The 368-nt window shown below is 68.8% G+C and carries 1 protein-coding gene; it reads left to right on the forward strand.

Annotation, left to right across the window (positions count from 1 at the left end; translation table 11 throughout):
• On the forward strand, nt 1–368 hold a 368-nt coding region (locus R2S09_RS40360; RefSeq protein ID WP_316746281.1), incomplete at both ends, for an AAA family ATPase.

The raw sequence follows: 368 nt of genomic DNA on the forward strand, positions 1-368 counted from the left end.
GAACTGGCCGGGATCACCGAACGCCGCGAGGGCGTCGTCTCCGTCACCGCCACCGACATCGCCGATGTCATCTCGCGGCGGACGGGGATCCCCCTCTCGCAGTTGACGGCCAGTGAGAAGGACCGGCTGCTGCGGCTGGAGGAGGAGATGCACCAGCGGATCGTCGGCCAGGACGAGGCGGTCACCGCCGTCTCCCAGGCGGTACGCCGCAACCGCGCCGGCATGGGCGACCCGAACCGGCCCGTCGGCTCCTTCCTCTTCCTGGGCCCCACCGGAGTGGGCAAGACCGAACTGGCCAAGACCCTCGCCGAACTCCTCTTCGGCGAGGAACACCGCATGATCCGCTTCGACATGAGCGAGTTCCAGGA

Origin of the sequence: Streptomyces sp. MK7, assembly GCF_032658145.1 — a bacterium.
Lineage (GTDB): Bacteria > Actinomycetota > Actinomycetes > Streptomycetales > Streptomycetaceae > Streptomyces > Streptomyces spiralis.